This window comes from Roseateles sp. P5_B10 (genome assembly GCF_056400485.1).
Genome location: NZ_JBFULE010001485.1, coordinates 1 through 683 on the forward strand (window position 1 = coordinate 1; position 683 = coordinate 683).

General features: G+C 68.4%; 1 protein-coding gene. It reads right to left on the reverse strand.

Going from position 1 to position 683, the window contains the following annotated elements:
• Positions 1 to 142: 142 nt before the first annotated feature.
• Positions 143 to 683: LytR/AlgR family response regulator transcription factor (locus tag AC1DU6_RS34125; protein WP_477862856.1), on the reverse strand; the 541-nt coding region annotated here is incomplete at its 5' end.

Consider the following 683-nt stretch of genomic DNA (forward strand, 5'->3'; position numbering starts at 1 on the left):
CGGTCAGCGCGCTGCGCTCGGTCGCTGTCAGCGGTGTGGGCACCTTGGCCCAGGCGTGGGCCGTCGAGCAGCTGCCGGTGGCATCCTGCTTGGTGAAATCGAACAAGACTTGATCCATGCCGAATCGTAGCCCGCCCCGGGTTTACCCCTCCAGCCACTGGCGAAAAGCCGCGGCGCGCTCCTGGCTGATCAGCAGCTCGCCGTCCAGGGCCGGGCGGAGGTCGAGCTTCAGCCTTCCCTTGCCGGCGGGCGCAAAGCGTTGCACTGCGCCCGCGGCCACCAGCAGCTGGCGGTTGGCGCGGAAGAAGCGCTGAGGCCCGAGCTCCTCCTCCAGCTCGCCCAAGGTGGGCTCGACTAGAAAGCGCTCACCGGCCTGGGTGATGGCGAAGCAGAGTTTGTCCACCGAGACGAAATAGGCGATGTCGGCCAGCTCCAGCGCGTGGAACTGCTGGCCGCCCTTGCGGCCGACGATGCGCTGGCGGCCGGCAGGCGGGCTCAGGCGCTGCAGCAGGCCGTCGACCTGATGGTTCCAGCGCTCCTTGGCCTGGAGGTCGAAATGACTGCGCCATTGTTCGGCCTTGGCCAGGGCTTGGGCCAGCGCGGTGTCGGAGACGGGCTTGAGCAGATAGTCCACCGCCAGCGCCTGGAAGGCTTGCAGCGCGAACTGGTCATAGGGCCCCCGG